The sequence below is a fragment of the Chromobacterium sp. IIBBL 290-4 genome (assembly GCF_024207115.1).
Lineage (GTDB): Bacteria > Pseudomonadota > Gammaproteobacteria > Burkholderiales > Chromobacteriaceae > Chromobacterium.
Window position 1 is genome coordinate 1,807,712 of the sequence record NZ_CP100128.1, and the last position, 23,691, is coordinate 1,831,402.

At 64.2% G+C, this 23,691-nt stretch carries 26 protein-coding genes; 9 read left to right on the forward strand and 17 right to left on the reverse strand.

What is annotated here, in order from left to right; all coding sequences use genetic code 11:
• Nucleotides 1-144: 144 nt before the first annotated feature.
• The 3 genes from NKT35_RS08440 to NKT35_RS08450 are packed head-to-tail and all read right to left on the reverse strand — an operon-like array spanning nt 145 to nt 5,882.
• Nucleotides 145-1,545, reverse strand: a complete 1,401-nt coding sequence (locus NKT35_RS08440; protein ID WP_254300564.1) for an efflux transporter outer membrane subunit — start codon at nt 1,543-1,545, stop codon at nt 145-147.
• On the reverse strand, nt 1,538-4,681 hold the full coding sequence (locus tag NKT35_RS08445) for an efflux RND transporter permease subunit (RefSeq protein WP_254300565.1): 3,144 nt from the start codon (nt 4,679-4,681) through the stop codon (nt 1,538-1,540). Before NKT35_RS08445 ends, NKT35_RS08440 begins: the two co-directional genes overlap by 8 nt.
• Before the next feature lie 19 nt (nt 4,682-4,700).
• Nucleotides 4,701-5,882 carry an efflux RND transporter periplasmic adaptor subunit gene (locus tag NKT35_RS08450; protein ID WP_254300566.1) on the reverse strand — a complete coding sequence of 394 codons (1,182 nt, stop codon included), beginning with the start codon at nt 5,880-5,882 and terminating at the stop codon, nt 4,701-4,703.
• Nucleotides 5,883-6,221: 339 nt separating this feature from the next.
• On the opposite strand from NKT35_RS08450, the gene NKT35_RS08455 reads away from it, so the two are divergent.
• The 5 genes from NKT35_RS08455 (at nt 6,222) to murA (ending at nt 10,195) form a co-directional block, all read left to right on the forward strand.
• Nucleotides 6,222-6,869 (forward strand): TetR family transcriptional regulator, encoded by a 648-nt coding sequence (locus NKT35_RS08455; protein WP_254300567.1) that lies wholly within the window; start codon nt 6,222-6,224, stop codon nt 6,867-6,869.
• 84 nt (nt 6,870-6,953) lie between these two features.
• Complete coding sequence (locus NKT35_RS08460; RefSeq protein ID WP_254300568.1) at nt 6,954-7,856, forward strand: ABC transporter ATP-binding protein; 903 nt, start codon at nt 6,954-6,956, stop codon at nt 7,854-7,856.
• Nucleotides 7,853-8,608 carry an ABC transporter permease gene (locus NKT35_RS08465; RefSeq protein WP_254300569.1) on the forward strand — a complete coding sequence of 252 codons (756 nt, stop codon included), beginning with the start codon at nt 7,853-7,855 and terminating at the stop codon, nt 8,606-8,608. The genes NKT35_RS08460 and NKT35_RS08465 overlap by 4 nt, the downstream gene beginning before the upstream one ends.
• A 25-nt stretch (nt 8,609-8,633) precedes the next feature.
• Nucleotides 8,634-8,879, forward strand: a complete 246-nt coding sequence (locus NKT35_RS08470; RefSeq protein WP_254300570.1) for a BolA family protein — start codon at nt 8,634-8,636, stop codon at nt 8,877-8,879.
• A 62-nt stretch (nt 8,880-8,941) separates the two neighbouring features.
• A complete protein-coding gene (murA, locus tag NKT35_RS08475) occupies nt 8,942-10,195 on the forward strand; it encodes a UDP-N-acetylglucosamine 1-carboxyvinyltransferase (RefSeq protein ID WP_254300571.1) in 1,254 nt (417 codons plus the stop codon).
• A 79-nt stretch (nt 10,196-10,274) separates the two neighbouring features.
• Here the strand turns inward: murA and NKT35_RS08480 are convergent, their stop codons facing one another.
• The 11 genes from NKT35_RS08480 to dapC form a co-directional block, all read right to left on the reverse strand.
• The gene (locus NKT35_RS08480; protein WP_254300572.1) at nt 10,275-11,054 is read right to left on the reverse strand and encodes an alpha/beta fold hydrolase; all 780 of its coding nucleotides are present in this window, start codon (nt 11,052-11,054) and stop codon (nt 10,275-10,277) included.
• Nucleotides 11,055-11,258: 204 nt separating this feature from the next.
• Nucleotides 11,259-12,017, reverse strand: a complete 759-nt coding sequence (locus NKT35_RS08485) for a substrate-binding periplasmic protein (RefSeq protein WP_254300573.1) — start codon at nt 12,015-12,017, stop codon at nt 11,259-11,261.
• A gap of 75 nt (nt 12,018-12,092) precedes the next feature.
• Nucleotides 12,093-12,431: a zinc ribbon domain-containing protein YjdM gene (locus NKT35_RS08490; RefSeq protein WP_149298263.1), complete on the reverse strand. Its 339-nt coding sequence runs from the start codon at nt 12,429-12,431 to the stop codon at nt 12,093-12,095.
• 184 nt (nt 12,432-12,615) lie between these two features.
• On the reverse strand, nt 12,616-13,431 hold the full coding sequence (locus NKT35_RS08495) for an MlaA family lipoprotein (RefSeq protein ID WP_254300574.1): 816 nt from the start codon (nt 13,429-13,431) through the stop codon (nt 12,616-12,618).
• Between the two features lies 1 nt (nt 13,432).
• Nucleotides 13,433-13,723, reverse strand: coding sequence for an STAS domain-containing protein (locus tag NKT35_RS08500; RefSeq protein ID WP_254300575.1), 291 nt, complete (start codon nt 13,721-13,723; stop codon nt 13,433-13,435).
• Nucleotides 13,723-14,352 (reverse strand): MlaC/ttg2D family ABC transporter substrate-binding protein, encoded by a 630-nt coding sequence (locus tag NKT35_RS08505; protein ID WP_254300576.1) that lies wholly within the window; start codon nt 14,350-14,352, stop codon nt 13,723-13,725. Before NKT35_RS08505 ends, NKT35_RS08500 begins: the two co-directional genes overlap by 1 nt.
• Before the next feature lie 73 nt (nt 14,353-14,425).
• Nucleotides 14,426-14,893, reverse strand: coding sequence for an outer membrane lipid asymmetry maintenance protein MlaD (gene mlaD, locus NKT35_RS08510; protein ID WP_254300577.1), 468 nt, complete (start codon nt 14,891-14,893; stop codon nt 14,426-14,428).
• A gap of 12 nt (nt 14,894-14,905) precedes the next feature.
• Nucleotides 14,906-15,691 carry a lipid asymmetry maintenance ABC transporter permease subunit MlaE gene (mlaE, locus tag NKT35_RS08515; protein WP_254300578.1) on the reverse strand — a complete coding sequence of 262 codons (786 nt, stop codon included), beginning with the start codon at nt 15,689-15,691 and terminating at the stop codon, nt 14,906-14,908.
• Entirely contained in the window at nt 15,684-16,502 is an 819-nt protein-coding gene (locus tag NKT35_RS08520) for an ABC transporter ATP-binding protein (RefSeq protein WP_254300579.1), read from the reverse strand. Before NKT35_RS08520 ends, mlaE begins: the two co-directional genes overlap by 8 nt.
• 359 nt (nt 16,503-16,861) lie before the next feature.
• Nucleotides 16,862-17,683 carry a 2,3,4,5-tetrahydropyridine-2,6-dicarboxylate N-succinyltransferase gene (gene dapD, locus NKT35_RS08525; protein WP_254300580.1) on the reverse strand — a complete coding sequence of 274 codons (822 nt, stop codon included), beginning with the start codon at nt 17,681-17,683 and terminating at the stop codon, nt 16,862-16,864.
• Nucleotides 17,684-17,750: 67 nt separating this feature from the next.
• Nucleotides 17,751-18,956, reverse strand: a complete 1,206-nt coding sequence (gene dapC, locus NKT35_RS08530) for a succinyldiaminopimelate transaminase (RefSeq protein ID WP_254300581.1) — start codon at nt 18,954-18,956, stop codon at nt 17,751-17,753.
• Between the two features lie 51 nt (nt 18,957-19,007).
• Here dapC and NKT35_RS08535 point away from each other — a divergent pair, with 51 nt between their 5' ends.
• Together NKT35_RS08535 and NKT35_RS08540 are read left to right on the forward strand one after the other, a co-directional pair.
• On the forward strand, nt 19,008-19,928 hold the full coding sequence (locus tag NKT35_RS08535; RefSeq protein ID WP_254300582.1) for a DMT family transporter: 921 nt from the start codon (nt 19,008-19,010) through the stop codon (nt 19,926-19,928).
• Between the two features lie 20 nt (nt 19,929-19,948).
• The gene (locus NKT35_RS08540) at nt 19,949-20,530 is read left to right on the forward strand and encodes a GNAT family N-acetyltransferase (protein WP_254300583.1); all 582 of its coding nucleotides are present in this window, start codon (nt 19,949-19,951) and stop codon (nt 20,528-20,530) included.
• Between the two features lie 42 nt (nt 20,531-20,572).
• On the opposite strand, the gene NKT35_RS08545 is transcribed toward NKT35_RS08540, so the two are convergent.
• The 3 genes from NKT35_RS08545 to NKT35_RS08555 form a co-directional block, all read right to left on the reverse strand.
• Nucleotides 20,573-21,085 carry a hypothetical protein gene (locus NKT35_RS08545; RefSeq protein WP_254300584.1) on the reverse strand — a complete coding sequence of 171 codons (513 nt, stop codon included), beginning with the start codon at nt 21,083-21,085 and terminating at the stop codon, nt 20,573-20,575.
• Between the two features lie 378 nt (nt 21,086-21,463).
• The gene (locus tag NKT35_RS08550; protein WP_371926464.1) at nt 21,464-21,691 is read right to left on the reverse strand and encodes a SlyX family protein; all 228 of its coding nucleotides are present in this window, start codon (nt 21,689-21,691) and stop codon (nt 21,464-21,466) included.
• 1 nt (nt 21,692) lies between these two features.
• Entirely contained in the window at nt 21,693-23,006 is a 1,314-nt protein-coding gene (locus tag NKT35_RS08555; protein ID WP_254300586.1) for a Na+/H+ antiporter family protein, read from the reverse strand.
• 207 nt (nt 23,007-23,213) lie between these two features.
• Here NKT35_RS08555 and NKT35_RS08560 point away from each other — a divergent pair, with 207 nt between their 5' ends.
• Together NKT35_RS08560 and NKT35_RS24035 are read left to right on the forward strand one after the other, a co-directional pair.
• On the forward strand, nt 23,214-23,510 hold the full coding sequence (locus NKT35_RS08560) for a DUF2325 domain-containing protein (protein WP_254300587.1): 297 nt from the start codon (nt 23,214-23,216) through the stop codon (nt 23,508-23,510).
• A complete protein-coding gene (locus tag NKT35_RS24035) occupies nt 23,507-23,638 on the forward strand; it encodes a hypothetical protein (RefSeq protein ID WP_256493442.1) in 132 nt (43 codons plus the stop codon). The genes NKT35_RS08560 and NKT35_RS24035 overlap by 4 nt, the downstream gene beginning before the upstream one ends.
• Nucleotides 23,639-23,691: the final 53 nt, after the last annotated feature.

The window sequence follows — 23,691 nt, forward strand, 5'->3', positions numbered from 1 at the left end:
TTTGCGAAGAGTGGGTGGTAGTGTCGAGGTGTCCTCTCAGAGCCCTCTCCCGGAGGAGAGGGCTTGGAGGCGCGGTGTTCGCGCCATTGCTTGGAGTGGTTTCTCTATATTGCCAAGCGTGGCGCGAGGGCATGGCGGATTAGCTTAAGGCTTACTCGCCTCCCACCCGCCGCCCAGCGCCTTGTAGACGCTGATGGTGGCGTTGAGGCGGTCCAGCTTGGCGCTCACCAGGTTGAGCTGGGCCTGGAAGCTGCTGCGCTGCGCGTCCAGCACGTCCAGATAGCTGGCGTAGCCGTTGTCGTAGCGCAGGCCGGCCAGTTTGAGCGCGCGGTCCACAGCGTTCAGCTGGGTGGTTTGCGCGGCGACGATGTCGCGGGAGGTGCTGTTGGCGGCGAGCGCGTCCAGCGCGTCCTTGAACGCCGTTTGCACCGTCTTCTGGTATTGCGCCAGCGCCTGCTTCTGGACGGCGCTGGCGGCGTCCACGTTGTAGCCGGTGGCGCCGAAGTTGAAGATGGGCGCGGCGGCGTTGCCGGCGAAGCTCCAGGTGCGGGTGGCGCTGGTGAACAGGCTGTCCAGCGACAGGCTTTGCGACCCCAGCGCGCCGGTCAGGCTGATGCTGGGGAAGTAAGCCGCCTTGGCCACGCCGATGCGGGCGTTGGCGGCGATCAACTGCTGCTCGCTGGACGCCACGTCCGGCCGGCGCTCCAGCAGGCTGGAGGGCAGGTTGGCCGGCACGTCCGGCGGCGTGGCCAGGCTGTTGATGTCCTTGCCGCGTTGCAGATTGCCATCCGCCAGCTGCTTGGGGCTATGGCCCAGCAGCACGCCCAGCGCTGTTTCGGTCTGCTCCAGCGAGCGGGCGATCTGCGGCACGGAAGCGCGCGCCGCTGCGGCTTCGGCTTCGGCCTGGCGCTGTTCCAGCTCGGAGATCAGGCCGCCGTGAAAGCGCTTGGTTTGCAGGCGCAGCGATTCCTCGCGGCTTTGCAGCGTGCGCTTGGCGATGTCCAGCTGGGCGTCGAAGGCGCGCAGCTGGAAGTAGGTCTGCGCCACTTGCGCGCTCAGGGCCAACTGGGCCGCGTCGCGGTCGTAGCGGCTGGCCGCGTAGCTGGCGCGGGCCGCTTCGTTGCTGCGGCGCAGCTTGCCCCACAGGTCCAGCTCCCACGCCGCCGTCAGGTTGGCGACGCGGACATCGTTGACCAGCGGCGCGCCGGGGCTGGCCAGCTGGCTGGAGCTGCGGCCGCTCTGGTAGCCGGCGTTGGCGTTAAGCGCCGGCAGCAGCGCGGCGCGGGCGATGCCAGCCTGGGCGGCGGCTTGCTCGACGCGGGCGGCGGCCAGTTGCAGGTCGGCGTTGTTTTTCAGCGCCTCGGCGATCAGCTGGTTCAGCGTAGCGTCGTCGAAGCGCTGCCACCAGTCGGCGCTGAGCGCCGGGTTTGGCGCGCCGGCCTGGGCGGCCGGCAGCTCGACCTTGGGCCGGCTGTAGTCGGGGCCCACCGCGCAGGCCGACAGCGCCAGCGCGACGGCGGCGGGTATCAGGGCGCGCTTAAGCATCTGCGTTTCCTCCGGCCTCGGCGTTTTGCTGAGGCTTGTTCTGTTTGCTGAGCTTCATGATCAGAATGAAGAACAGCGGAATGAAGAAGGTGGCGATGAAGGTGGCCGACAGCATGCCGCCGATCACGCCGGTGCCGATGGAGTGTCGGCTGGCGGAGCCGGCGCCGCTGGAAATGGCCAGCGGCACGCAACCCAGCACAAAGGCGAGCGAGGTCATCACGATGGGGCGGAAGCGCAGGCGGGCCGCTTCCAGCGCGGCATCCATCGCATCCAGCCCTTCTTCCATCTTTTGCACCGCGAACTCCACGATCAGGATGGCGTTCTTGGCCGACAGGCCGATCAGGGTCACCAGCGCCACCTGGAAGTACACGTCGTTGGCCAGGCCGCGCAGCCAGTTGGCCATCAGCGCGCCGAACACGGCGAAGGGCACCGCCATCAGCACCGAGATCGGCAGACTCCAGCGTTCGTATTGCGCCGCCAGGATCAGGAACACCATGATCATGCCGAAGCCGAACACCAGGGCGGATGAGCCGCTGGTGGATTTCTCCTGGAAGGCCGAGCCGGTCCAGGCCAGGGTATAGCCCTCGGGCAGCGTTTCGCGCGCCGCGTCTTCCAGCGCCGCCAAGGCCTGGCCCGAGCTATAGCCCGGCGCCGGGCCGCCCACCACCTTGGCCGCCGGGAACACGTTGAAGCGTTCCAGGGTTTCCGGACCGGTGGTCTGCTCGATGTTCACCAGCGCAGTCAGCGGGATCATCTGGCCGGCTTGCGAACGCACGTAGACATTGCGCAGATCGTCCACCTTGGTGCGGAACGGCGCTTCAGACTGCAGCTGCACGCGGAAGGTGCGGCCGAACTTGTTGAAGTCGTTCACGTACAGCGCGCCGAAGGTGCTCTGCATGGTGTCGAACACGCTGTTCACCGGCACGCCCAGCGCCTTGGCCTTGCTGCGGTCCAGCTTGACGAAGACCTGCGGTACGCTGGCGGAGAAGGTGGTTTGCACCCCCTTCAGTTCCGGGCGCTTGGCGGCGGCGGCCACCAGTTTCTTGGTGATCTCGCCCAGCTCGGCCGGCGTGCGGCCGGCGCGGTCCTGCACATAGGCCTCGAAACCGCCGGTGTTGGACATGCCGGAGATCGGCGGCGGGTTGAAGGCCAGTACGATGCCGTCGTTGATGCCCATCATGCCTTTGCCGAACACGTCTTTCACCACCGCCATCGACGACAGCTGCGGGCTCTTGCGTTCATCCCAAGGCTTGAGAATGATGAAGGACACGCCGGCGTTGGACTTGTTGCCGCCGGTGAGGATGTCGAAGCCGGCGAAGGTCATCCGGTCCTTTATCGCCGGGTTCTTGGCCATCATGGCGTCCAGCTTGTCCATGGTGTCGGCGGTGCGGGTCAGCGAGGCGCCGTCCGGCAGGAAGGCCGCGGCCAGGATGTAGCCCTGGTCTTCGTCCGGCGCCAGGCTGGTCGGGATGATGCGGAACAGGCCGGCCGAGGTGGCGATCAGGCCGCCGAACAGCAGCACGGACAGCACGGCGCGCTTGTTGATGAAGGCCACGCCCTTGGCGTAACGGCTGGTCAGGCGGTCGAAACGGTTGTTGAACCATTCAAAGAAACGGTTCTGATGCTGGTGTTCCGACTTGAGGATCAGCGCGCACAGCGCCGGCGTCAGCGTCAGCGCCACGATGCCGGAGATCACCACCGATACGGCGATGGTCATCGCGAACTGCTTGTACATCTGGCCGGCGATGCCGCCGAGGAAGGCCACCGGAATGAATACCGAGCACAGCACCAGCACGATGGCCACCAGCGCGCCGGAGACTTCCTGCATCGCCTTGAAGCTGGCCTCGCGCGGCGACAAGCCTTCCTGCGTCATCAGGCGCTCGACGTTCTCCAGCACCACGATGGCGTCATCCACCACGATGCCGATGGCCAGCACCAGGCCGAACAGCGTCAAGGTGTTGATGGTGAAGCCGAACATATACATGCCGGCAAAGGTGCCGATGATGGATACCGGCACCGCCAGGCAGGGGATCAGCGTGGCGCGCCAGTTCTGCAGGAACAGGAATACCACCAGGAATACCAGCAGCATGGCTTCGCCCAGCGTGTGGTACACCTCCTTGATGGACACTTCCACGAACTTGGTGGTGTCGTAGGGAATGCCGAAGGACAGGCCTGTCGGGAAACCCTTGGACAGGCGCTGCATCTCGCTTTCCACCGCCTGCGCGGTGGCCAGCTGGTTGGCGCCCGGCGCCAGGAAGATGCCGATCGGAATGGTGGCCTTGCCGTTGTGCTTGCCGTGGAAGTCATAGGACAGCGCGCCCAGTTCCACGCGGGCCACATCCTTCAGCTTCACCGACGAGCCGTCCGGATTGGCGCGGATGATGATGTTTTCAAACTCTTCCGGTTCGGACAGGCGGCCCTGGGTGGTCACGGTGTAGGTGAACTCCAGTTTTTCCTGGGTGGGCTGCGCGCCCAGCTTGCCGGCGGCGAATTGCGAGTTCTGCTCGCGGATGGCGGCGGCCACGTCGCTGGGGGTCAGCTTGAGCTGGGCCAGCTTGTCCGGGCGCAGCCAGATCCGCATCGAGTAGTCCTGGCCGGCGAAGTTGACCACATCGCCCACGCCCGGCACCCGCTTCAGCTCGTCCACCACGTTCAACAGCGCGTAGTTGCTGATGAACAGCGTGTCGTGGCTGTTGTCGGGCGAGAATAGCGAGATCACCTGCAAGATGGTGGCCGACTTTTTGCGCACGTTCACGCCTTGGCGGCGCACTTCTTCCGGCAGCTGCGACAGCACCGATTGCACGCGGTTGTTGACGTTGATGGTGGCCTGGTCGGGGTTGGTGCCGATCTTGAACGATACGCTCAGCGACAGCGTGCCGTTGCTGGCGCTGTTGGACTGCACGTAGAGCATGTCGTCCACGCCGTTGATCGCCTGTTCCAGCGGCGCGGCCACGGTGTTGGCGATCACTTCGGCGGAGGCGCCCGGATAGCTGGCGGTGACGTTCACCACCGGCGGCACGATTTCAGGGTACTGCTGGATGGGCAGCGCCTTGATGGCGGCCAGACCCGCCAGCATGATCACGATGGAGATCACGCTGGCGAAGATCGGTCGCCGGATGAAGAAAGCGGAAAACATGTGTCAGGTTCCCCCTGGCTTACTGCTGGGCGGCCGGCGCGCTGGCGTCGGCCTGGTACGGGTGCGGTTTCACCGCGGCGCCCGGACGCAGCTTGATGATATTGTCGACAACCACTTGATCGCCGGCTTTCAGGCCCTGCTCAACCAACACGTCCAGCCCCACTTCCTGCGAAGTGGCGATGGGGCGGGGCGCGACCTTGCCGTCGGCGCCGACCACCCACACCATCTTGCCTTGCTGCGTGGTCAGCACCGCGCGCTGCGGCACGGTGATGGCGGCGGTGCGCACCGCGCCCTTCAGCTGCACGCGGACGAACTGGCCGGGCAGGATGCCGCCTTGCGGATTGGCGAAGGTGGCGCGCGAGCGGATGGTGCCGGTGGTGGCGTCCACCAGGCTGTCGGTGAAGTTCAGGTGGCCGGTCTTGCCGTACATGCTGCCGTCCGGCAGCTTGAGCTGCACCTCGAAACCGCCGCCATTGGCCAGTTTCAGCTTGCCGCTGTGCTGCATCTTGCGCAGGTTCAGCATGTCGCTGTCGGACATGCTGAAGTTGACGTAGATCGGGTCCAGCTGCGAGATCTTGGTCAGCAGGCTGGCGTCGGCGCTGGTGGCCACCAGGCTGCCCTCGGAGCGGGCTTCCTGGCTGGTGATGCCGGAAATCGGCGCGGTGACGCGGGTGTAGCCCAGATTGATCTGGGCTTGCTCCACCTGGGCCTGGGCGGCGGCGACCGATGCCTTGGCGGCGGTGTAGGCGGCCTGGGCGTCGTCGCGGTCTTTCTGGCTGACGGCGTTTTCCTTGAACAGCGGCATCACCCGGTCGTAGTCCTGCTTGGTGCGCGACAGCTGCGACTGCTGCACCTGCAGATTCGCTTTGGCCTGGTCCAGCGCGGCCTTGAACGGCTCGGGATCGATCTGGAACAACAGGTCGCCGGCCTTGACCGGTTTGCCTTCGGTGTAGGAGCGCTTTTGCAGAATGCCGCCGACACGGGCGCGCACTTCCACTTCGCGCGAGCCGGCCGCCTGGCCGACGTATTCATAGGTGACCGGCACATTGGCGGGCTGCACGGCGAGCACTGCCACCGGCACCGGCGGCATGGCGGCGCCGGCCTGGGCGTCAGGCTTCTGGCCGCAGGCCGCCAGGCTGGCGGCGATGGCGCCGAGCAGCAGGCCGCGTGTGGCGCGCGGCAGTAAATCTTTTCCTTGCATGGTATCGAATCCTCAAAAGGGCAGAATCGCTAGGTAAGGCTGGTTTTAGTTGGTATGGGGTAAAAATCTTTGCGGCATGCCGTCCGGTCTGGATCCTGGATTATCGCACGTTAATGCTATTGTCATTCGTTTTCATGTCTATCCTAAGCAGAAGTCGGCTCGCGCTCAGTCTGCTTCAGTATGGTTTGGATAAGACCGACCGGAAATGTCGGGTATTTTACATACATGCGCGCATGTATGTAAAATGGAGAATATGGTTGTTCGGGTGCGAACACAGATCGGATTGACCGTGTTTTAACGGTAAAATTCATTTACTAGTACTAGCGCAAAGATTAAGGAATGGCACGGAAGACACGCGAAGAGGCGGAACAGACGCGGCAGTTGTTGCTGGATGCGGCCGAGCAGATGTTCAGCGAGCATGGCGTGGCCAGCACCACGCTGGCCGAGATCGCTACGGCGGCGGGCCTGACGCGCGGCGCGGTGTACTGGCATTTCCAGAACAAGCTGGACCTGTACCGCGCCATGCTGGACCGGGTGTCGCCGCCTTTTGACGATATCCGCGCCCAATTGGTGGAAGTGGCGCAGAAGGACCCGGCGCAGGCGCTGTGGGGTCATAGCCACAGGCTGCTGATGTTGTTGCAGGACAATCCGCAAGTGCGGCGCATCTTGATGATTCTGTTCATGCGCAGCGAGCATGTGGGCGAACTGGCGCCCATCCATGAGGAATGCGTGGCGCGGATGCATGAAATCCGCGGCCTGTTGCGCCAGGTGATCGTCGATGCCAAGGCGCGCGGCCAGGCTTTCGACTATGTCGAGCCGGACGAAGCGGCGGTGGCCTTGCAGTCGCTGCATGAGGGCTTGTTCAACCGCGCGCTGACTGTGGAAAACTGCTTTAACGAAGGCCTGTCGGTCAGCCGACTGTTGCAATATTTCTACCGCGGGGTTTTCACGCCGCAAGTGATGGAACAACTTTTCCCAAGTCGCTGAGCCAGCGCTATAATTGCGCTTTTTTCTCAAGCCACTAGCCTTGCCCCGCGATGGCGGCATAACGCTGGCGGCGTCATGGTCTTCATGTCCCACGCAATCGAAATCGAGGCCGTCAGCAAACGCTACGGCCAGCTGCAGGCGCTGGATAAGGTGAGCTTCACCGTCGAGCCCGGCGAATTCTTCGCGCTGCTCGGCCCCAACGGCGCGGGCAAGACCACGCTGATCTCGGCGCTGGCCGGTTTGGCGCGTCCCGACAGCGGCGCCATCCGCGTCATGGGCCACGACGTGGTGGGCGATTTCCGCCAGGCGCGGCGCGCCCTCGGCGTGGTGCCGCAGGAGCTGGTGTTCGATCCCTTCCTGTCGGTGCGCGAAACGCTGCGCTTCCAGTCCGGCTACTTCGGCCTGTCCCGCAACGATGCCTGGATAGACGAAATGCTGGATAAGCTGGGCCTGGCCGACAAGGCCGACAGCAATATGCGCGCGCTGTCCGGCGGCATGAAGCGCCGGGTGATGGTGGCGCAGGCGCTGGTGCACCGGCCGCCCGTGGTGGTGCTGGACGAGCCCACCGCCGGGGTGGACGTGGAGCTGCGCCAGAGCTTGTGGGCCTTTGTGCAGGAGCTGAACCGCGCCGGCACCACCATCGTGCTGACCACCCACTATCTGGAAGAGGCCGAAACGCTGTGCGGCCGCATCGCCATGCTGAAAAAGGGCAAGCTGCTGGCCTTGGAGAACAAGGACAAGCTGCTGGCGCATAGCGCGCGCCGCGAAGTGGCGGTCAAACTGTCCGCCGCGCTGCCCGCCAGCCTGGCCGCGCGCAAGCTGCGCGAGGAAGATGGCCGCATCGTGCTGCAATTGGCCGATCTGTCCGAGCTGGAAGGCGTGCTGGCCGAGCTGCGCCAGGCCCGGGTGGAAGTGCGCGAACTGAACGTAGTGGAGACCGATCTGGAAAGCGTCTTCGTCAAGATGATGAACGGAGGCGCGGCATGATAGGTTTCCTCACCCTGTTCAAGAAGGAGCTGGTGCGCTTCTGGAAGGTGTCGTTCCAGACCGTCGCCGCGCCGGTGCTGACCGCGCTGATGTACCAGCTGATCTTCGCCCACGTGCTGTCCAAGCATGTCGAGGCCTATCCCGGCGTCGGCTACACCGCGTTCCTGATTCCCGGCCTGGCGATGATGTCGATGGCGCAGAACGCCTTCGCCAATAGTTCGTCCAGCCTGATCCAGTCCAAGATCACCGGCAATATCGTGTTTCTGCTGCTGCCGCCGCTGACTGCCGCGGAGTTTTTCTTCGCCTATATGCTGGCCTCGGTGGTGCGCGGCCTGGCGGTGGGCGCGGGGGTGCTGGCTGTGACCGCCTGGTTCGGCCTGCCGCTGCCGGCTCAGCCGTTGTGGGCCTTGGTGTTCGCTTTGCTGGGCTGCGGCGTGCTGGGCACGCTGGGCGTGATCGCCGGCATCTGGGCGGAGAAGTTCGACCAGTTGGCCGCCTTCCAGAATTTCCTGATCATGCCGCTGACTTTCCTGTCCGGCGTGTTCTATTCCATCAACAGCCTGCCGCCGTTCTGGTACGCCGTGTCGCACGCCAACCCGGTGTTCTACATGATCGACGGCTTCCGCTATGGCTTCTTCGGCCAGGCCGACGTCAGCCCCTGGCTGTCCGCCGGCGTGACCGGAGGCAGCCTGATCGCGCTGGTGTCCTTGGCCCTGTGGCTGATCCGCTCCGGCTACAAAATGCGCCATTAATCAATATTCGCTCAGGATTCCCGCCATGACTGAACAACAGGTTCAACAATATATCGAGGCCGGCCTAGACTGCGCCTATATCAAAGTGGAGGGCGACGGCCACCACTTCTACGCCACCGTGGTATCCGCCGCTTTCGAAGGCAAGCGTCTGATCGACCGCCACCGCATGGTGAAGGAAGTGATCGCCAGCCGCCTGGCCAGCAACGAGATTCACGCGCTTTCCATCGTCAAGGCCGCCACGCCGGACGAGTGGGCCAAGCTGCAAGGTTGATAGATAGATTCAGCCGCGCGGAAGGCACCCGCAGCCCGCGCGGCGCAAGAGGTTTTAGAGTAATGGACAAACTGAGAATCACCGGCAACGGCCCGCTGAACGGCGAAATCCGCGTATCCGGCGCCAAGAACGCCGCGCTGCCCATCCTGTGCGCCGGCCTGCTGACCGCCGACACCATGCGCTTCACCAATGTGCCGATGCTGCGCGACATCGCCACCACCCAAAAGCTGCTGCAAGGCATGGGCGTGCGGGTGATGACCGACAATGTGCACGAGATGGAAATCACCGCCGCCCAGCTGGACAGCCTGGTGGCGCCGTATGATCTGGTGAAGACCATGCGCGCCTCCATTCTGGTGCTGGGCCCGACGCTGGCGCGCTTCGGCGAGGCCACCGTGTCCCTGCCCGGCGGCTGCGCCATCGGCAGCCGGCCGGTGGACCAGCACATCAAGGGCCTGGTGGCGATGGGCGCGGAAGTGTCGATCGAGCATGGCTATGTGAAGGCGCGCGCCAAGCGCTTGCGCGGCGCCCGCATCGTGATGGACATGGTGACCGTCGGCGGCACCGAAAACCTGCTGATGGCCGCCACGCTGGCCGAAGGCACCACCATCCTGGAAAACGCCGCCCGCGAGCCGGAAGTGACCGACCTGGCCCACTGCCTGGTGGCGATGGGCGCCAAGATTTCCGGCATCGGCACCGACCGGCTGGTGATCGAGGGCGTGGACAAGCTGCACGGCGCTGAGTACGCAGTGATGCCTGACCGCATCGAGGCGGGCACCTTCCTGGTGGCCGGCGCGATGACCCGCGGCCACGTGGTGCTGCGCAACGCCGCGCCCAAGAGCATGGAAGCGGTGCTGGACAAGCTGCGTGAAACCGGCGCGCTGATCGAGTGCGGCGACGACTGGATCTCGCTGGACATGAAGCAGCGCCCCAAGGCCGTCAACTTCCGCACCCTGCCGTACCCGGCCTTCCCGACCGACATGCAGGCGCAGCTGATGACGCTGAACTGCGTGGCCGAGGGCGCCGGCGTGGTGACCGAGACCATCTTCGAAAACCGCTTCATGCACGTGCCGGAGCTGAACCGCATGGGCGCCAACATTGAAGTGGAAGGCAACACCGCCATCGTCAAGGGCGTGGACAAGCTGTCCGGCGCCACCGTGATGGCCACCGACCTGCGCGCCTCCGCCAGCCTGGTGATCGCCGGCTTGGTGGCCGAAGGCGAAACCATCGTCGACCGCATCTACCACCTGGACCGCGGCTACGAGTACATCGAGAAAAAGCTGGGCGCCGTCGGCGCGCTGATCGAGCGCGTCAGCTGATCCTTTCCGCTGTCGACAAGCAAAACGCCGCGAGCCCTGGGGACGCGGCGTTTTTCATGTTTTCCGATTGCGGCCGGCGTTAGTCCAGCAGAAACTTGCGGACCAGCTCGACCACCCGGTCCGGCTGCTCCAGCAACACGCCGTGGCCGGCGTCGACTTCGGCGTAGAGGCTGCCGGCGATTCTTTGCTGCAAATCCTGAGTCTGATAGGCCGGCACCAGATAGTCCTGTTTGCCGGCGATGACCAGGGTGGGCGCGGCGATGGCGGATGCGGCGTTGCGGATGTCGATGCCCAGGCCCAGCTCTACGCGGCGCAGCGTGTCCGGCGGCGGCGTTTGCCGCAGGAAGGCGGTTATCACGTCTTCGCCCAGGGCGGACAAAAAGGCCGGGCTCAGCGCCAGCGCGGCGGCGTAGCGGTTGCACAGCGCATTGTCGGCTTGCAGCAAGTCCGCCCAGCCGCGGAACACCATCTGATGGCGCGCATCATGGCTATTGGCCCAGCCGGCCACCAGGATCAAACGGCGGATGCGCTGGGGATGGCGGGCGGCGACGGCGGCGGCCACCACCGCGCCGAGCGAGTCGCCGAGCAGATCCACCGGCTGCTCGGGAGAGGCGTCATCGATCACGGCGGCAATCTGTTCAACTAGCGTGTCCAGTCGCAGCGGGCCGGGCGGCAGGGTGGAGCCGCCGTTGCCGCCGTAATTCGGCAGCACGACGCGGCGGCGGTCGGCGAAACGCTCGGCCAGATGGCCGAAATTGGCTTGCGCATCCACGCTGGTGCCGTGCACCAGCACCAGCGCGGGGCCATCGCCCTGGCTGCTGTAATTGACTTGAGTATGGTTGACGGCGAGTTGCGGCATGAGGAGCTCCTGGGCAAGGCGGCGTCTGGGGCGGGCCATCGACGATTGAGCCGGCAATCGGCTATCGGGCGGGCCTGCATCCATCCGCGCTTGATTCGCCGCAGTGTCAGCGCAGCCAAACCTGGCGCTGAACTGGCGGATTTGAAAATGATATTGTATTTATTTTGCCGCCGCATTAAATGCCAAATTGATGGCTGCGACGGCTTATTTTCCAGGCTTGGCGGCGAGGTAGGCGGGCGAGGCGCGCACTGCGGCGATGGCGTCCCAGACTTGATGCGCCCTATCCGGCTGACGCTGGTAGAAGGCGTGCGAGAAGATCAGGTAGTAAGGCTTGGTCGCCAGCGGAGGCTCCAATTTATCCAGTTTGCCTTGCAAGGCAGGCTCGGCGGCGATGGCGTCGTCCGCTTCGCGGCTTTGCAGCGCCGCGCCGCTTACGCGCCCGAGCAGCACCTTGTGCAGAATGACCGCCGCGTTGCGCGAGCTGCTGTCCACCGGCAAGCCCATTTGCTGCAAGCGGTTGACGATGGAGAAGCCGGCCTGGGCCGCGATGCCTTTGCCCGCGCCTTCGATGCGATGGCCATCCCAGGCGAGCGCGCTGTCTTTCAATCGATACAGGCTATAGCTGTCGGTCAGCATGCGCAGCGCGGCGTCGGGCTGGCCGTTCTTCATCGGAAACACGCCCAATTCCTGCCGTTCCGGCGAGAAGCTGATTTTATACAGACCATCCATCCGCCCGGATTTCACTTCCAGCATGCAGCGCACCCAGGGCATGGCTTCGTTCTGGATGGCGATGCCGAGCTTGTCGGCAACCATCGTCAGCATGATTTGGCTGAGTCCGCGGCCATTTTCCAGCAGCCAGGGATAGGAGGGCGCATCCTCGTGGCAGACGCGGAGGACGATTGGCTGGGCCGAGGCCAGGCTTAGCCACAGCAAGAGAAGGAGTCCGGACAGCAAGCGCTTCATCGAAATGGCGGCGAGTGGGGCTGTCTGGAGTATAGGAGGGCGGGACGGCGGCATGCCGCCCCGCGGGCGGGAAAATCAGGCTTTCTTGACGAACTCGGACTTCAGGCCCATCGCGCCGATGCCATCGATCTTGCAGTCGATGTCGTGGTCGCCGTCCACCAGGCGGATGTTCTTGACCTTGGTGCCGACTTTCACCACCAGCGACGATCCCTTCACTTTCAGATCCTTGATCACGGTGACGCTGTCGCCGTCTTGCAGCACATTGCCGACGGCGTCGCGCACCACGCGCTGTTCTTCAGCCGGCGCGGCGGTTTGTTCGTTCCATTCGTGGGCGCACTCCGGGCACACGAACATCGCGCCGTCCTGGTAGGTGTATTCCGATCCGCATTGCGGGCAGGCGGGCAATTGGCTCATGGTGTTTCCTGACAAATTAAAAATGAAAACGGCCGCCGGGCTGCGGACAGCCGGGGCGGCGGGCGTATTGTAACCTTACTAGGCTTAGGGATGCTTGCCTGTGTGGCGGGGATGGCCGGCTCGCGGCAAAAAAACGGCGCGTCGCTCTTGCCGAGCGGCGCGCCTGTTCCTGCTAGCGGCAGCCTTACTGAGCGGCCGAGGCTGCCGTTTTCGGAGCCGGGCTTTCGCTTGCATGCGCAGCCGGAGCGGAGCTGTCGCTCTTGCCGGCGGGCGCGGGGCTGTCCATCAACTCGTCCAGGTTCAGGTTGTCGCTGGACTGGGTCGGGTCGGGCTGGCCCAGTTGCTTGGCGCGCATCTGCATGAACACGTCGCGGGTATAGCTGTAGCGGTCCACTGCGGCGGTGTCCAGCAGGCCTTCCACGCCCAGATACTTGGCGCGGGTGCTGACGCCGTAGACGCCGTAGAAAGCGACGGCTTCGCCGGTGTTGTGATAGAAGTGGCGCTCCGGTCCCGGACCGGCCAGCGAAACCGTCAGGCCGGCGCCGTCGCGGACGGTGGATGGGCCGAAGAAGGGCAGCACGAAGTAGTTGCTGTTCTTCCAGCCCCAGCTGGCCAGCACATCGCCAAAGGAGGTCTTGTTGTTCTTCAGACCCGCCTGGTCGGCGATGTCGATCAGACCGAATAGGCCGAAGCCGGTGTTGATCGCCACGCGCATGAAGTCGTTGGCGGCTTTTTCCGGTTCGGCGCGCGCGATGTTGAAGGCGAAGCTGTACACGTCCTTCAGATTGTCGAAGAAGTTGCTGACGCCGGTGCGCACCGGCGAGGGCACCACCTTCTGGTAACCCTTGGCGGCGGGCTGCAGCACCCATTGGTCGGCCTTGTCGTTCACCGTGTACATCGCCCGGTTATAGGGCTCGTACGGGTCGTAGGCCGTCGTGGGGGCGCTGGCGCAGCCCGTCAGCAGCGCGGCGATGGCGATCAGCGGTTTGGCGCTGCGCATATCATTCAGTCTCCGAGAACAGCAGGGCTTGCAGGCCGTACAGTCCGGCCAGCGCCCGCACATTATCCGGCGCGCCGGCGAGCGTCAGCGCGTGTCCCGCGGCGCGGGCGGCGCGATGGGCCGCCAGCAGCAAGGCCACGGCGGCCGAATCGGCGGCCTCGACGGCCGACAGGTCCAGCCGCAGCGGGCCCTGCGCGGCGAGCCGGCGCAGCGGTGCGGCCAGCGCGCCGCTATTGGCCATGTCGATGCGGCCTTTCAAGGCCGCCTGGCCGGTGGCGAGCGTCTCCAGCATCAGCCTTTGCCCTTGGCGGCCGGCGCGGCGGCGCCCGGTGCCGCGTTCTTGTCTTGCAGCAGCTTGATCAGGCCGTCCACGCCGCTCTTCTGGATTTCTTCATTGAAGCTGTTGCGGTACACGGTGACCAGGCTGGCGCCTTCCACGCTGACATTGTAGATCTTCCAGCCCTTGTCGCCCTTGTTCAGCACGTAGTCCACGGCCACCGGATTGGCGTTGCCCGGCAGGGTGACGCTGGATTTGACGGTGGCGTCGCGGCCGTTGGCGCTGATCACCGGGTTGGCCTGCACATTGACCTGGGCGGTCTTGAAGCGGGTCATGGTGGTGGAGTAGGTGCGAACCAGCAGGGTCTGGAACTGCTGGGTCAGCTGCGTGCGCTGCTCCGGCGTCGCTTGGCGCCAGCCGATGCCGACGGCCAGGGCGGTCATGCGCGGGAAGTCGAACAGCGGCACGGCGATGGTTTCGGCCTGCTGGCGGACTTGCTTGGTGTTCTTGCCGTTGTCCTGCTTCAGGACGTCCAACACTTGGCGCGAGCCGTCCTTGATGATATCCACCGGGGTGTCGGCGGCCAGCGCCTGGGCGGAGGACAGACCCAACATCAGACAGAACAGCGAGATCAGTTTTTTCATTTGCGAGATTCCATGGTTCACAAATCCAGCCCGGCAGCGCCGGGCCAAGGGAGGGAGTTGCCCCGATTGGACGCTACTTGCTGGCGTCTTTGCCGGTAAAACCGGTCATGAATTTGCCGATCAGCTGCTCCAGCACCATGGCCGACGAGGTGATGGTGATGGTGCCGCCAGCCGACAGATTGTTTTCCGAGCCGCCCTGCTGCAGGCCGACGTACTGCTCGCCCAACAGGCCGGAAGTCAGGATGGAGGCGCTGACGTCGTCGCTCATCTGGTATTGCTTGTCGATATTCATCGTCACGCGCGCGCGGTAGGTTTTCGGGTCCAGGCGGATGTCGGACACGCGGCCCACCAGCACGCCGGCTTCTTTGATCGGCGCCTTCACCTTCAGGCCGCCGACATTGTCGAAATCGGCGTACAGCACATAGGTCTGCGACGCGCTTTGCGGAGTCAGGTTAGCCACCTTCAGCGACAGGAAGGTGACGGCGGCGATGCCCAGGGCGACAAAGATGCCGACCCACAAATCAATGGTAGAGCGTTTCATTCGATTTTTTTCCTAGAACATGAAGGCGGTCAGCACGAAGTCCAGCGCCAGGATCACCAGCGCCGAGGTCACCACGGTGCGGGTGGTGGCGGCCGATACGCCGGCGGCGGTCGGGGTGGCGTCGTAGCCTTCGAACACGGCGATCAGCGTCACGGCGATGCCGAACACCAGGCTCTTGATGATGCCGTTGATCACGTCGTAGTGCAGGTCCACATTGCTCTGCATCTGCGACCAGAACGTCCCGGCGTCCAGGCCTATCATCACCACGCCCACCAGATAGCCGCCGAACACGCCGACGACGTTGAACAGCGCGGCCAGGATGGGCATGGAGATGACGCCGGCCCAGAAGCGCGGCGCGATCACCCGAGCCATCGGATTGACCGCCATCACGCTCATCGCGTCGAGCTGCTCGGTGGTCTTCATCAGGCCGATCTCGGCGGTCATGGCGCTGCCGGCTCGGCTGGCGAACAGCAAGGCCGCCAGCACCGGGCCGAGTTCGCGCAGCAGCGCCAGCGCTACCATGGCGCCCAGCGCGTCGGCGGAGCCGAACTTGGCCAGCGTGGTGTAGCCCTGCAGGCCCAGCACCATGCCGACGAACAGGCCGGACACCACGATGATGATCAGCGACATCACGCCGGCGAAGTAGATCTCGCGTATGGTCAGCTGCAGCCGCAGCAGGCTTTGGCCGCTATTGGCCAGAATGGCCAGCAGGAAGCGGCTGGCGAAACCCAGCCGCCACACGGCGTTGATGACGGCATGGCCCAGACGGCGCAGCGGCGAGGTAATCAGGTCAAGCATGCGCGCCTCCTTGCAGACCCAGGTCGGATTCCAGCGTGCTGGCGGCCGGATAGGCGTAATGCACCGGGCCGTCGGCTTCACCGTTGATGAATTGCTTTACCCAAGGCGAATCGGAGCCGCGGACTTCGTCCGGCGTGCCCTGGGCGATGATCTGGCCATTGGCGACGAACAATACGTGATCGACGATGGCCAGCGATTGGTGCACGTCGTGCGTCACCATCACCGCGGTGGTGCCGAGCGCGTCGTTCAGCTTCTTGATCAACAGCGCGATCACGCCCAGCGAGATCGGATCCAGGCCGGTGAAGGGCTCGTCGTACAGCATCAGCTGCGGGTCCAGCGCGATGGCGCGCGCCAGCGCCACCCGGCGCGCCATGCCGCCGGACAGCTCGGCCGGCATCAGCTTTTGGGTGCCGCGCAGGCCGACGGCCTCCAGCTTCATGGTGACGAGGTCGCCTATCATGGCGTCCGGCAGCTTTGTGTGCTCGCGCAGCGGGAAGGCGACATTGTCCTCTACCGACAGGTCGGTGAACAGCGCGCCGAACTGGAACAGCATGCCCATGCGGCGGCGGTGCTGGTACAGCTCGGCCTGGCTCATCCGCGCGATGTCGCGGCCGTCGATCAGCACCTCGCCCGAGTCGGGGCGGATCTGGCCGGAAATCAGCCGCAGCAGCGTGGTCTTGCCGCTGCCGCTGCCGCCCATGACGGCGACCAGCTTGCCGCGCGGCACGCTGAGGGTGAGGTTTTTCAGGATGGGCCGATCGCCGTAGGCGAAGCTGACGTTCCTGAATTCGATGAAATGTTCTGAGGGCACGAAAATTCCAAACAGCTTGCAAGAGAAGTCTGTATGAGACTCCGATGAGTCGGGGAAATTCAAACGAGTCTTGCAGCGGCGACGTGTTGCGTCGCGGCATGGGTGAGGATGGCTGCCGCTCTGTTTTGACGGCTGAACGTCCGTCATGGCGATGCGCTATCCCATCTCGAATAGCGAGATTTTATAGCTTTGCCGCCAAGCAGCCAAATATCACTATGTTACTGTGTGCAATTATGACGCAACATCAACACAGTTGACGTGATTTGGCGCGGTTAAGCAACGGCATTTTGTTGCGCTGCGAGAAAGCGGGCGGCGCCAGGAGCGGCAAACGACAGGCCCCGTTTGCCGCTGTTGCGGATTTACACGCCGCGCAGCAGTTCGTTGATGCTGGTCTTGCTGCGGGTTTGCGCGTCCACCTTCTTGACGATCACCGCGCAGTACAGGCTGTGGCTGCCATCCTTGGACGGCAGGTTGCCGGATACCACCACCGAGCCCGGCGGCACGCGGCCGTACATCACTTCGCCGGTTTCGCGGTCGTAGATCTTGGTGGACTGGCCGATGTAGACGCCCATCGAGATCACCGACCCTTCGCCGACGATCACGCCTTCGACGATTTCCGAGCGCGCGCCGATGAAGCAGTTGTCTTCGATGATGGTCGGGTTGGCTTGCAGCGGCTCCAGCACGCCGCCGATGCCGACGCCGCCGGACAGGTGCACGTTCTTGCCGATCTGGGCGCAGGAGCCGACGGTGGCCCAGGTGTCCACCATGGCGCCTTCATCGACATAGGCGCCGATATTGACGTAGGACGGCATCAGCACGGTGTTCTTGGCGATGAAGCTGCCCTTGCGCGCCACCGCGCCCGGCACCACGCGGAAGCCGGCCTCCTGGAAGCGGGCCTGGCTCCAATCGGCGAACTTGGTGTCCACCTTGTCGAAGTAGCGGTTGACGCCGTCGTCTTGCACGGCGTTGTCGCGGATGCGGAAGGACAGCAGCACCGCCTTCTTCACCCACTGGTTCACCACCCATTTGTCGCCCTGTTTCTCGGCGACGCGCAGATGGCCGTTGTCCAGCTCGGTGACGACCTGCTCGATGGCGGCCTTCAATTCCGGCGATACGGTGGCGGGGGTGATCTCGGCGCGGTTTTCGAACGCCTGCTCGATCAGGCTTTGGATCGGATGCATTTGGTTAAGTCCTTTGGCAATGTGAATCGAAGTCGTCATGTGGTTTCTGAAGGATGGGTTTCGGGTGTCACGCCGGAATGGCGGCGCGTTGTGTCTGGATGAATTCTACAATTCTAAGGGCGGCGGCCACGCATTCCGCCTCTTCCGCCACCAGGGCGATGCGGATATAGCCGCGGCCGGGATTGGCGCCGTGGGCGTCGCGGGCCAGATAGCTGCCCGGCAGCACGGTCACATGCTGGCATTCGAACAGCGCGCGGGCGAAGCCGACATCGTCGCCGCCCGGCGCCTTGGCCCATAGATAAAAACCGGCGTCCGGCATTTCCACATCCAGCTCGCCGCGCAGCAAGGGCAATACGGCGGCGAATTTGGACAGATAGGCCGCCCGGTTGGACTCGACATGGGCTTCGTCGTTCCAGGCCGCGATGCTGGCGGCTTGCACCGTCAGGCTCATCGCGCTGCCGTGGTAGGTGCGGTAAAGCAGGAATTTTTCCAGGATGGCGGCGTCGCCGGCGACAAAGCCGGAGCGCATGCCAGGCACATTGGAGCGCTTGGACAGGCTGGTCAGCATCACCAGCCGCTCCAGGCCGCGGCCGGACAAGCGCGCGGCGGACAGGCCGCCCAGCGGCGGCTCGCCGAAGTGGATTTCCGAATAGCACTCGTCGCTGGCGATGACGAAGCCGTAGCGGTCCGCCAGCGAAAACAGTTTTTGCCAGCCGGCTAGGTCCATCACCGCGCCGGTGGGATTGCCGGGGCTGCAGACGATGAGCAGCTGGGTGCGGCGCCAGATGGCTTCCGGCACGCTGTCCCAGTCCGGCTGGAAGCGGTTTGCCGCCTCGCAATTCAGGTAGTAGGGCTCCGCCCCGGCCAGCAGTGCCGCGCCCTCGTAAATCTGGTAAAAAGGATTGGGAGAGATCACTATCGGTTTTTCGCCGCCGTCGGCGTCTATCAGGCATTGCGTCAGCGAAAACAGCGCCTCGCGGCTGCCGTTGACCGGCAGGACCTCGCGCGCCGGATCCAGTTTGACGCCGTAGCGGCGCTGAGCCCAATCCGCGCAAGCCTCGCGCAAGGCGGGCGTGCCCTGCGTGGCGGGGTAGCCGGACAGGCCGGACAGATTGGCGCACAGCGCGTCCTTCACCAATTGCGGCGCCGGATGTTTGGGTTCGCCCATCGCCAAGCTGATATGCGGCAACGCGGTTGGCGGCTGGCTGCCCGCCAGCAGCGCGGACAGGCGCTGGAAGGGGTAGGGGTGCAATTGGGATAGGCGCGGGTTCAAACTCGTCTCCATCAAAAACGGCTGCGGCAATCGACCATCTTAAAAACTGCGATGACACCTGTAAAACAAAAATTTCTCGCCACCAGCGGCATACTCACCACAGCGCTGGTATGGGCATTGATGTGGTATCCCTTCCGCAGCCTCAAGGCCAGCGGCGTCAGCGTGCCCATGGCTTCGCTGGCGACCTATCTGATCACCATCGCGGTCGGCGTGGCGGTGTTTTTCAAGGTTTATCGCCGCCAGTTCCGTTTAGAGCCGCCGTTGCTGCTGCTGATGCTGGTGTTCGGCTGGTGCAATTTCAGCTATACCCTGGCGGTGGCCGAGGGCCAGGTGATGCGGGTGCTGCTGTTGTTTTACCTGTCGCCGCTGTGGACCGCGCTGCTGTCGCGCCTGTTGTTGCATGAACGGCTGACGCGCAGCGGCTGGATGGTGGTGGCCCTGTCCCTGCTGGGCTGCGGCGTGTTCATCTATCGTCCCGGCTTATTGGATGGCGGCCTGCCTTTGACCCACCAGTATGAATGGCTGGCCTTGTCCGGCGGCATGGCTTTCGCTTTCGGCAATGTGGTCAGCCGGCGCTTGCACACCATACCGGTGGCGGTGAAGTCCGCCACCATCTGGTTCGGCGTGGCGCTGCTGGGCGCGATCAGCCTGGCCCGCAGCGGCGAATTGCACAAGATGCTGGAGATTCCCGCAGAAAGCTGGCTGATCCTGGCCATCCTGGGCGTGGTGCTGTTGTGCACCAGCGTGATTTCGCAGCATGGCTTGTCCATCCTGCCGGCCACCCAGGCGATGACGCTGATGCTGATGGAACTGGTGTTCGCCGCGGTATCGGCCTACCTCCTGGCCGGCGAGCAGATGACGCTGCAAGAGTGGCTGGGCGGCGCGCTGATCGCCGGCGCCAGCCTGCTGTCGGGCGATATGACCCATCCCGCGCCGCGCCATCACGACCATCCGCCGCAAGCGCAGGCGTGAGATTCCATTCAGGAGAAATAATGCAGATTCGAGCAATGACGCCGCAAGACTTCGCGGCGTTCTGGCCCATTTTCCGCGACATTGTCGCGGCGCAAGAGACTTACGCTTTCGACCCGCAGATGGATGAGGACGCCGCGCGGCGGCTGTGGTGCGAAGCGCCGCTGGAAACCTGGCTGGCGGAGGAGGACGGCGCCGTGCTCGGCAGCTATTTCCTGAAGCCGAACGCCGCCGGGCCGGGCGGCCATGTCGGCAATTGCGGCTATATGGTCTCGCCCGCCGCGCGCGGCAAGGGCGTGGCGCGGGCCATGTGCGAACACTCGCAGCAGCGCGCGCGCGAACGCGGCTTTCTGGCGCTGCAATTCAACAGCGTGGTGGCCACCAACGAGGCGGCTGTGGCGCTGTGGCAAAAGCAGGGCTTTGCCATCGTCGGCCGATTGCCGCGCGCCTATCGTCATGCCAGGCACGGGCTGGTGGATTGTCTGGTGATGTACAAGTGGCTGGGGGAGGACGCCAAGCTGGAAATGCCCGAGCCGGTGAAGTTGATCGGTCGCAAGAATATCGAGGCGGTGGTGTCGCGGCAGCGCAAGCGGAGGCCGCAGTAAAGCGCCCGCCGCCGGTTTGAGTCGGCGGCGGAGCTTTAGCGCTTAGGCCAGTTGCTGCAGATACTGCTGCAGGGCCTTGATATTGGTCTCGTAGGCGGCGGGGGTGCCGAGTTCGACATTGCCGCTGCGCACGTAGTAGGCGAAAGGCACGCCGCGGGTGTCGAAGAAGGGCAGGAAGTCGTCCGGCTGCAGCGTGGTGCCGTTCAGGCCAATCGCCCAATTATTGGCCTTGTAGCGGTTCAGCTGGTCGATCACCGCGTGGACGGCGATGCCTTCCGAGCTGCGGATCAGGCCGACATAGTGATTCAGCGTGTCGGTGTTGATCTGGTAGGCCACCGGCTCGCCGACGCTGACGCCCTGGGCGCGGACATAGTAGCTGAACGGCAGCTGGCGTTCGGTGAAGAAGGCCAGGAAATTGTCCGGCGCCAGGTTGTCGCCGTTCAGGCCGATGGCCCAATTCTTGGACTGATACTCCTTCAGCTGCTTGATCACGCCGTTGACGGCTTCGATTTCCTGCTTGGCCGGAACGTTCACTGCGATAGTGTTGTGCGCCATGATGTGCAACTCCTGTGATGGGGGAAGAGATCAACAGGGTTGGGCGAGGCGGCAGAGACGGCGGACCAGCGTCATGAAGTGTCTCCCGGCTGTGGGGTTGGGGGCCGCCGATGGCGGTGGATGGGCTTAGATTAGCGATGGCTACGGGTGGGAGCTACTGATCTATCGGTCTGCAGTCTTTTGTGGATTTTTATTCTATAAAAGCAAATTGAATCATCTGTTTTTAATCAATAAATCGAATTTGCTTAGCATTGCGCCTGGATAGGTCTCAGACATGAAAACGCCCGAACCGTTGCCGGTGCGGGCGCATATGGCCGATGCATTCCTCCCGCCTTCTCGCAAGAGCGGCTCCCTTGCAGGACAGAGCGCGCAACGCGCTCAGTAATGCGGCGGGATTTCGTCGCGCAGCGAGCCGCCGGGCGCGTCGTCCGGCTGCGCGTTTCTGAACTGCTGGTATAGCAGGCGGATTTGCTGCTGCAGCAGGTCGATTTCCTTCTGCTGGCGGGCGACGGTGGCGTTGAGCGCGTCCAGGAGCTCGTCCTGGAAGGCGAGGCGCACTTCCAGCGCCTCGACGCGGTGTTCGGTATTGGTGTCCATGTCCGCCATTCTACAACACCATCGCCGCGATCCAGCCGGCCGCCATCAGCGGCAGGTTGAAATGCAGGAAGGTGGGGATGACGGTGTCGCGGATGTGGTCGTGCTGGCCATCGAGGCTCAGGCCGGAGGTCGGCCCCATGGTGGAGTCCGAAGCCGGCGAACCGGCGTCGCCCAAGGCGCCTGCGGTGCCGATGATGGAGACGGTGGCCAGCGGGGAAAAGCCCAGGTGTGCGCACAGCGGCACGTAGATGGCGGTGAGAATGGGCACGGTGGAGAACGAGGAGCCGATTCCCAGCGTCACCGTCATGCCTATCGCCAGCATCGCCAGCGCCGCCAGCGGCCGCTGGCCCTCGAACAAGGCCGCGCCGGCCTTCACCAGCGGGGCGATCTCGCCGGTGGCGCGCAGCACTTCGGCGAAGCCCTGCGAGGTGATCATGGTGAAGCCCACCATCGCCATCATCTTCATGCCCTCGTTGAACACGCCGTCGGCGTCCTTCCATTTCACCACCCCGGTGGCGAGGAACAGCAGGAAGCCGGCCAGCGCGCCCATGATCATCGAACCGGTGTACAGCTGCACCGAGAAGGCCGCGACGATGGCAGACAAGGCGGTGATCAGCGACTTGCGGCTGACGCGGGCGCGGGTGCGCTCGGCGTGTTCGATCTTGCCCAGCGAGTAATGGCGCGGCTTGCGGTAGCTCAGCAGCACCGCCGACAGCAGACCCGCCACCATGCCCAGCGCCGGAATCGCCATCGCGTGCATCACATTGATGCCCTCGGTATGCATGCCGGCCTTGGCGGCGTTGCCCAGCAGAATCTGTTTCAGATAGATGTCGCCGAAACCCACCGGAAACACCATATAGGGCGTCACCAGGCCGAAGGTGATCACGCAGGCGACCAGGCGGCGATCCAGCTTCAAGCGCGCCATCACGTACAGCAGCGGCGGGATCAACATGGGGATGAAGGCGATGTGGATGGGCACCAGGTTCTGGCTGGCGATGCTGACCGCGCCCAAGAGCAGGATCAGCGTCCACTTCAGCTTGCCATGGGCGCTGCTGGTTTCCAGTTTTTTCACCGCCAGATCGGCCATGGCGTGCGGGAGGCCGGACTTGGCGATGGCGACGGCGAAGGCGCCGAGCAAGGCGTAGGACAGCGCCACCGAGGCGCCGCCGGTGATGCCGTTGTTGAACGCGGCGAGGGTGGCGGACAAGGACAGCCCGCCGGCTAGGCCGCCGACCAGGGCGCCCAGCAGCAGGCTGATGACGACGTGGGCGCGCAGCAAGGTGAGGGTGAGCATGACGCCCACGGCTAGAACAACGGCATTCATTTGTATAGACAAATCAGTCACTTGTGCGCTGACGCGCGGGGCGGGCAGGGTAGCCGGTTTTGGCCGGGCTGTCGAGCCGGGTGGCTGGATCGGGGTTTTATATTCTCTAAAGTGATTAGCTTTTCATTCAATATTTCTAGGAGAAATTTAAAAGCCGCTTTACAGTCAGTTCATCACCTGAATCCGCGCGACACGCAAGGAGGCGAGATGGATGCGCTGCTGGTTGGGGCTGACAGCCTGGGAAACATTCCCGAAGTTCTGCGTAGCTACAATATCCGCATCGCCCGCCACATCTGCGGCCGCAATGTCGCGCACCAGCGCAAGACGCCGCTGCCGGGCAAGCCGGACGTGCTGATCCTGTTGACCGATTTTCTCGGCCACAATGTCATGCGCAATTACCGCGACAGCGCCGCCGCGCTGGGGATTCCGGTGCTGGCCTGCCGCCGTTCCGCCACCGCGGTGGAACAGCGCCTGAAACACCACGGTTGGGATAAACGGTCATGATATTTTCCGGCAATGAAAACTGGCTGGCCTGGCTTCTGGGGCTGACCGCGCTGCAAGCCAAGCCTAAGCTGGAATGGCTGGACTTGGGCCGCAACGTCCGCAAGATCGGCGCCTCGCCGCGTCGCTGAACGGCGGCGCCGCGCGCGGCGGCTGGCTGATCGCGCCCGCTTCTGCGACACTT

Coding starts and splice junctions, on each gene's coding strand:
- NKT35_RS08440 (WP_254300564.1), bottom strand. CDS start 1,545: ATGCTTAAGCGCGCCCTGATACCCGCCGCCGTCGCGCTGGCGCTGTCG.
- NKT35_RS08445 (WP_254300565.1), bottom strand. CDS start 4,681: ATGTTTTCCGCTTTCTTCATCCGGCGACCGATCTTCGCCAGCGTGATC.
- NKT35_RS08450 (WP_254300566.1), bottom strand. CDS start 5,882: ATGCAAGGAAAAGATTTACTGCCGCGCGCCACACGCGGCCTGCTGCTC.
- NKT35_RS08455 (WP_254300567.1), top strand. CDS start 6,222: ATGGCACGGAAGACACGCGAAGAGGCGGAACAGACGCGGCAGTTGTTG.
- NKT35_RS08460 (WP_254300568.1), top strand. CDS start 6,954: ATGTCCCACGCAATCGAAATCGAGGCCGTCAGCAAACGCTACGGCCAG.
- NKT35_RS08465 (WP_254300569.1), top strand. CDS start 7,853: ATGATAGGTTTCCTCACCCTGTTCAAGAAGGAGCTGGTGCGCTTCTGG.
- NKT35_RS08470 (WP_254300570.1), top strand. CDS start 8,634: ATGACTGAACAACAGGTTCAACAATATATCGAGGCCGGCCTAGACTGC.
- murA (WP_254300571.1), top strand. CDS start 8,942: ATGGACAAACTGAGAATCACCGGCAACGGCCCGCTGAACGGCGAAATC.
- NKT35_RS08480 (WP_254300572.1), bottom strand. CDS start 11,054: ATGCCGCAACTCGCCGTCAACCATACTCAAGTCAATTACAGCAGCCAG.
- NKT35_RS08485 (WP_254300573.1), bottom strand. CDS start 12,017: ATGAAGCGCTTGCTGTCCGGACTCCTTCTCTTGCTGTGGCTAAGCCTG.
- NKT35_RS08490 (WP_149298263.1), bottom strand. CDS start 12,431: ATGAGCCAATTGCCCGCCTGCCCGCAATGCGGATCGGAATACACCTAC.
- NKT35_RS08495 (WP_254300574.1), bottom strand. CDS start 13,431: ATGCGCAGCGCCAAACCGCTGATCGCCATCGCCGCGCTGCTGACGGGC.
- NKT35_RS08500 (WP_254300575.1), bottom strand. CDS start 13,723: ATGCTGGAGACGCTCGCCACCGGCCAGGCGGCCTTGAAAGGCCGCATC.
- NKT35_RS08505 (WP_254300576.1), bottom strand. CDS start 14,352: ATGAAAAAACTGATCTCGCTGTTCTGTCTGATGTTGGGTCTGTCCTCC.
- mlaD (WP_254300577.1), bottom strand. CDS start 14,893: ATGAAACGCTCTACCATTGATTTGTGGGTCGGCATCTTTGTCGCCCTG.
- mlaE (WP_254300578.1), bottom strand. CDS start 15,691: ATGCTTGACCTGATTACCTCGCCGCTGCGCCGTCTGGGCCATGCCGTC.
- dapD (WP_254300580.1), bottom strand. CDS start 17,683: ATGCATCCGATCCAAAGCCTGATCGAGCAGGCGTTCGAAAACCGCGCC.
- NKT35_RS08535 (WP_254300582.1), top strand. CDS start 19,008: ATGACACCTGTAAAACAAAAATTTCTCGCCACCAGCGGCATACTCACC.
- NKT35_RS08540 (WP_254300583.1), top strand. CDS start 19,949: ATGCAGATTCGAGCAATGACGCCGCAAGACTTCGCGGCGTTCTGGCCC.
- NKT35_RS08545 (WP_254300584.1), bottom strand. CDS start 21,085: ATGGCGCACAACACTATCGCAGTGAACGTTCCGGCCAAGCAGGAAATC.
- NKT35_RS08550 (WP_371926464.1), bottom strand. CDS start 21,691: ATGGCGGACATGGACACCAATACCGAACACCGCGTCGAGGCGCTGGAA.
- NKT35_RS08555 (WP_254300586.1), bottom strand. CDS start 23,006: ATGAATGCCGTTGTTCTAGCCGTGGGCGTCATGCTCACCCTCACCTTG.
- NKT35_RS08560 (WP_254300587.1), top strand. CDS start 23,214: ATGGATGCGCTGCTGGTTGGGGCTGACAGCCTGGGAAACATTCCCGAA.
- NKT35_RS24035 (WP_256493442.1), top strand. CDS start 23,507: ATGATATTTTCCGGCAATGAAAACTGGCTGGCCTGGCTTCTGGGGCTG.